The organism is Arthrobacter sp. AD-310, from assembly GCF_054656615.1.
In genome coordinates this window covers 1-5343 of sequence record NZ_BAAHNO010000051.1, presented here as the reverse complement: position 1 = coordinate 5343, position 5343 = coordinate 1, and the positions used below count along the sequence as shown (strand labels likewise).

5 protein-coding genes are annotated in these 5343 nt (G+C 66.0%); 2 read left to right on the top strand and 3 right to left on the bottom strand.

The features are described 5' to 3' along the window. Positions 1 to 177: 177 nt before the first annotated feature. The gene (locus tag ACYQ1Z_RS20080; RefSeq protein ID WP_459794310.1) at positions 178 to 591 is read right to left on the bottom strand and encodes an ester cyclase; all 414 of its coding nucleotides are present in this window, start codon (positions 589 to 591) and stop codon (positions 178 to 180) included. Between the two features lie 318 nt (positions 592 to 909). Between ACYQ1Z_RS20080 and ACYQ1Z_RS20075 the strand changes: the two genes are divergently transcribed. Then, complete coding sequence (locus ACYQ1Z_RS20075) at positions 910 to 1413, top strand: mycothiol transferase (protein WP_459794309.1); 504 nt, start codon at positions 910 to 912, stop codon at positions 1411 to 1413. On the opposite strand, the gene ACYQ1Z_RS20070 is transcribed toward ACYQ1Z_RS20075, so the two are convergent. Further along, entirely contained in the window at positions 1410 to 1988 is a 579-nt protein-coding gene (locus tag ACYQ1Z_RS20070; protein ID WP_459794308.1) for a DM13 domain-containing protein, read from the bottom strand. The genes ACYQ1Z_RS20075 and ACYQ1Z_RS20070 overlap by 4 nt on opposite strands. Before the next feature lie 206 nt (positions 1989 to 2194). Further along, a complete protein-coding gene (locus tag ACYQ1Z_RS20065; protein ID WP_459794307.1) occupies positions 2195 to 3214 on the bottom strand; it encodes a LacI family DNA-binding transcriptional regulator in 1020 nt (339 codons plus the stop codon). A 127-nt stretch (positions 3215 to 3341) separates the two neighbouring features. Between ACYQ1Z_RS20065 and ACYQ1Z_RS20060 the strand changes: the two genes are divergently transcribed. Then, positions 3342 to 5132 carry a glycoside hydrolase family 13 protein gene (locus ACYQ1Z_RS20060; RefSeq protein WP_459794306.1) on the top strand — a complete coding sequence of 597 codons (1791 nt, stop codon included), beginning with the start codon at positions 3342 to 3344 and terminating at the stop codon, positions 5130 to 5132. The last annotated feature ends 211 nt before the right edge of the window (positions 5133 to 5343 follow it).

Genomic DNA, 5343 nt, shown 5'->3' with positions numbered 1-5343 from the left:
AGCGCCGATGGTACTGCACCCGGGAGGGTGTGGGAGAGTAGGACACCGCCGGACAAAACATCAGGTCGAGGCCCCAACCACCACTGGTTGGGGCCTCCCGCATTTAACACCCAACAACCAGAAACCCCCCGGGAAATGAGCGGTCGCGAGGGAAAAGCCGCAGGAGATGACCCAGCGTCAGTGCGTGGTCATCTCCGGCATCAGCCCAAGCTGGGACAGGAACTCCACTTGGTCGAAGTAGAAGCGGTGGGAAGTGATCTCGCCGCCCTCCACCGTGGCCACGTCGCAGCTCCTGATCCGCAGCTGCTTGCCCGTGGCCGGCATTCTGTGTCCAGTAGCAAGCTCGAGCGGGCCGGTGTTGGTTCCCACCACAACGCCCTCGTCGATCGCCACGTCCCCCGCCTCATGACGTGCGGTGTGCTCATACCGGACGTCCGGCATAGCCTCCCACAGGCCGAAGAGATAGTTGCTGATGGCATCCCTGCCCCTGATTTCCCCCTGGTCGGGGGTGTAAGCGACGGCGTCGCCCGCGTAGCAGCGCGCCAACCCGTCCTTGTCCTTGGAATTCATGGCCGTCATCAGCCGATCCATGACCTCACGTGCCTGTCCCATGGTGGACCTCCAATATTCAGGCAGCCTGGGAAAGCGGCGGCCGCCTCGGTGGATGTGGCTTCCGCTGCTGCTGGAGCCACATTAATTCCACGGCGGAGGAGGGACGGCAGTCAACGGAGGGGTAGCCCCCTTCCTGCGCTCCGGCAGCAGACAGGGGAGGGCCAGCCGTTGTCGGCCCTTCCGTCCGGTGGTACACGACGGCGGCGGCACCCGGCCGGGTGCCGAGGCTGCGGGCCCCTTGTCCGCACCGGAACCGGCGTGGAAGAGTGCACCCATGGCATTCATGGAAGTATCCGCGTGAAGACGGGCGAGTTGCTGCTGGACGCCTTCGGCAGGATCCGGGAGACGGTGGAAGGCACTTTGGAAGGGCTCGACGGCGGGATGCTGGCTGAACGGCCGAACGGCACCGGCAACTCGATTGCCTGGCTGGTCTGGCACCTGGGCCGCGTGGAGGACGCACAGGTGGCCGCCGCTGCCGGCCTGGAACAGGTTGGGATATCGCAGGGGTTCAAAGACCGGTTCGGCCTGCCGTTGTCCGGGCGGGACACCGGGTACGGCCACACGACGGAGCAGGTGGACGCGGTGCAGGCGGACGCAGGGCTGCTGGTGGAGTACTACGACGCCGTGCACCGGCAGACCGCCGGTTTCCTCGAGACCCTCACCGACGCGGACCTCGACAGGATAGTGGACCGGCGCTGGGATCCGCCGGTCACCCTCGGCGTCCGGTTGGTCAGCACCCTCGCCGATTGCCTGCAGCACATCGGCCAGGCCGCCTACGCGAAGGGCTTGGCGGGTCGCTAGGCCGGTTGCGTTTTCAGTTCCGCGGCTGCGAAGGACAGGGTAAACCGGGCGCACCAGATGCTGACGGAGCTGTAGTCGGCCAGCACCGCGTCAACCGGAATCACGTAGTTCTGGTCGCCCTTGTTCGCTTTGAGCGCGCCCAGATCAAGGTACGCGCCGTCGTCGAACACATGCCAGCCGGCGAGTCCCTCGATGACCGGTGCGTCGGTGAGCCAGACCCGCAGGTCCGGACCGTCCGAGGTGTCGAGGCCCTCGAACCGGAGGATGCGGCTGCTGTCGGCGAGCTCAAGGATCCGCACGGTTCCCGAGCTGGCGTGTTCGTGGCTGATGAGTTGGCCTGTTGCGAGTTCCCTCGGCCCGGCGGGCGCGGGCGTGGTCGGTGGTCCCGTTGCCTCCGCTCCCGGGGACGTGACCGCGGATTCCGAGGGTGTCGCGGCGGGCCCCGCGGCGACGGGAACGTCCTCGGTGACAGTTGAGCTGGTGAAGATTCGCCATGGCTGGAACAGATATAGTCCGGCTGCCACCACGATCGCAGCCACGAGCACCAAAGCGGGCAAGGCAACGCGCCTGTTCATACAGGATCAACGTTTGGGCCCGGGCCTGCTGTTCCGGGGCCGGCGCGCCGGTCTGCTGGGGCAAAAAGGGCGTACGACGGCGGCACCCGGGCGGGTGCGCGAGCCGCCACGTCAGGTCGTCCGGCGGGCGGCGGCGGGGAGCTGCCGCTGCCCCGGCGGTGGACCAATTTATCGCCCGGCTGCACCTTCTCCAGACCGCCAACTGGCTATTTGGCGGTCAGTGCCACGGGTGCTGCTGCCGTGGAGCCCCGTGCCACAAGTGTCAACGGGAAGACGTGGTCAAAGTCCGGCGTGCGGTAGCCCTGCAGCTGCTCCCAAAGGGAAGTCGCCACTACGCTCGCCATTTCAGGCAACGGCTGCCTGATCGTTGTCAGGGACGGGCTGCTGTGGCTGGCCAGATATGAATCGTCGTAGCCGACCACCGAGACGTCCGCCGGAACGGACAGCCCGGCCTCCCGGACGGCGGCTACCGCACCGAGAGCCATCAGATCACTGCCGGTGATAATCGCAGTGGTCCCGGCGGAGAGGAGCTTCCGTGCAGCCGCATGGCCCCCCGACACCGAGTAAATGGTCTCGGTGTACAGGCGGTCGTCCACGCGGCCGAACCGGCGGCGCATGGCACGGCAATATCCTGCCAGCCGATTCTGGGAGGGGCGGAGGTACGCCTGCCCGCCGGCCAGCGCAATGCGTTCGTGGCCAAGCTCGGCGAGGTGGTCAACGGCGAGTTGGGCGCCTGCAGCTTCATCGGCGACAACGGTGGGTACCGCGAGGCCGGGGACCTGCCCGTTCACCAGCACCATCGGCATGCCCTGCCGGTGCAGCTCCCAGTAGATACTCTGGTCCGCCGACGGGTTCGCATGTTGTCCTGAAACCAGCACGAGGCCCTGGATGTTGCGGCGCATGAGTGTGGCGATGTAGTCCATCTCCGTGAGCCCCTCAAGGGTGGAGCTTCCTATCAGGGCTGTCACCCCGTATGCCGCCAGGCGTTTTTCGATCGCTGAGGCAAGGACGCCGAACGTAGGGTTCTCCAGTTCGGGGACGATGATCCCGACGAACGGCTCCGGGACGTTGCCGCCCTTGGGCAGCAGAAGACCCCTGTCGCCCACGGCGCGCAGCACGGTCTCACGGGTACCCTCGGCCACCCCGGCCTTGTTGTTCAGGACCCGGCTTACCGTAGCCGGGCTGACTCCGATCTCCTTGGCTATCTGCCGGACAGATTTCTGCAACGGCTTCCCCCCTTTCTTAGAAACATGTTTCAGAAACGTTGCGGCGCTTACTTCGGCGAAAGTAAACTCGATTCTGCCGCAAATCCTGCTACCCGGGCGTTGTACGGGCCTATCTCTTGGAACAATTATGAAACAGTTTGAAACAGTGGGCAACGCGCTGCCCCATCATGACGGTTCAGCACTATACGTGACCAATCCGCACCCGCAACTCGGTGAGAGCGTCACAGTCTACATTCGCACCGACGCCTCCGCCCCCATCGGTCGGGTGTTCGTGCGGACTACCCCCGACGGGGAACCCCATTACCGCGAAGCGGTGGTGGACCGGGTGACGCGGGACCAGGAAATTTGGTGGCGGGCAACCGTGGAAGTCCGCAACCCAGTCACCCGGTACCGCTTCCTCCTGCAGTCCGGCAGGGCACAGCAGTGGCTGACAGCGGCCGGTGTGGCAGGCCGGGAAGTCCCGGATGCCACCGACTTCGTCCTTACCACCCATGCTCCGCCGCCCACGTGGGGCGCCGACTCGATCGCCTATCAGATCTTTCCCGACCGCTTCCACAACTCCGGGCAGTCCCGCCACACCCCGCCCGGCTGGGCCCGGCCCGCCAGGTGGAGCGATCCCATTCCGCACGGCACCCCGGAGGCACTGACTCAGCTGTTCGGCGGCGACCTCTGGGGAGTCCGGGACAAGCTGGACCACATCGCCGCGCTCGGCGCCGACCTGATCTACCTCACCCCCTTCTTCCCCTCGCAGTCGAACCACCGCTATGACGCCACGACCTTCGACCACGTGGACCCGTTGCTGGGTGGCGATGAGGCACTCAGGGCCCTCACCGAGGAAGCGCACCGGCGGAACATGAAAGTCATCGGCGACATCACACTGAACCACTCCGGGGACGGACATGAGTGGTTCCAGCAGGGCCGGGACAACCCCGCAAGTCCCGAGGCGGGTTTCTACTACTTTGACCGCAGCGACGGATCGTACGCCACGTTCCTTGGCGCCAAGTCCCTTCCCAAGTTCGACCACCGCTCCGGCGAACTGCGCCGCCGGCTGTATGACGGGCCGGAATCCGTTATCGCCCGCTACATTCAGGAGTTCGGCCTGGACGGCTGGAGGGTGGACGTCGCCCAGTCTGCCGGCAGGTACGGGGGAGTGGAACTGAACCAGCTGGTGGCAAGCAGGACGCGGGCAACCATGGGCGCGGATAAACTGCTGATAGCCGAACACCAGTTCGACGCCTCCGAAACCTTGCTCGGCGACGGCTGGCACGGCACCATGTCCTATGCGGGCTTCACCCGGCCCGCCTGGTCCTGGCTCGCGCGCGAGCGGTTCGAGGAGTTCTGGGGCGTACCGGGTCCGATTCCGCAGTACGGCGGGGAGGACCTGGCCGAGGTGGTCCGCCACTTTTCGGCACGGATCCCGTGGCAGTCATTCCAGCACAATTTCACCCTCATCGACTCCCATGACACTGCACGCTTCCGCTCCGTGGCCGGAGCAGACAGGCAGCATCTGGCAGCGGCACTCATGATGACCCTGCCCGGCGTTCCCATGATCTTCGCAGGGGACGAAATCGGGCTGGAAGGGCTGAACATGGAAGCGGCCCGGATCCCCTTCCCTTGGGATCAGGCCAGGTGGGATCTAGGCACCTTGTCCATCTACAAGGACCTCGTCCGGCTGCGTCGGCAGTATCGGGCGCTGCGGCGCGGCGGGCTGCGCTGGCTGCACGCGGCCGAGGAAACGATCATCTTCGAGCGTGCCCTGCCAGAGGAGACGTTGCTGGTCCAGATCACCCGTGGAAACCATGAACCGGTTCAGTCGCTCTTTGCCGCAACCAGCCTGACCGGCGGGCCCGAGCTCGTGCCTGGCGGCCAGTTCCCCTCGGACGGCCCCGCATTCCACATCTGGAGCGTCCAGCCGTAAAACGCCGCGGCCGGGCACGCAGCCACTATCCACGCCACAAAACCTCAAATTCCAACCCCAGACGTATCAAAGGAGATGTCGTGAAAGACCACATCAGGAACCAAGGCCCCATCCTGCACAGGCGCAGCCTTATCGGGGCGCTAGGCGCGGCCTCGGTGCTCGCCGTCGCCGCGTGCGGCGCCCCCGCGCCGGCGCCGGAACAGAGCTCCGG

Bases quoted from the DNA above. Each gene is read 5' to 3' on its own strand.
- ACYQ1Z_RS20070 (WP_459794308.1), bottom strand. From the start codon at position 1,988: ATGAACAGGCGCGTTGCCTTGCCCGCTTTGGTGCTCGTGGCTGCGATC.
- ACYQ1Z_RS20080 (WP_459794310.1), bottom strand. From the start codon at position 591: ATGGATCGGCTGATGACGGCCATGAATTCCAAGGACAAGGACGGGTTG.
- ACYQ1Z_RS20060 (WP_459794306.1), top strand. From the start codon at position 3,342: ATGAAACAGTTTGAAACAGTGGGCAACGCGCTGCCCCATCATGACGGT.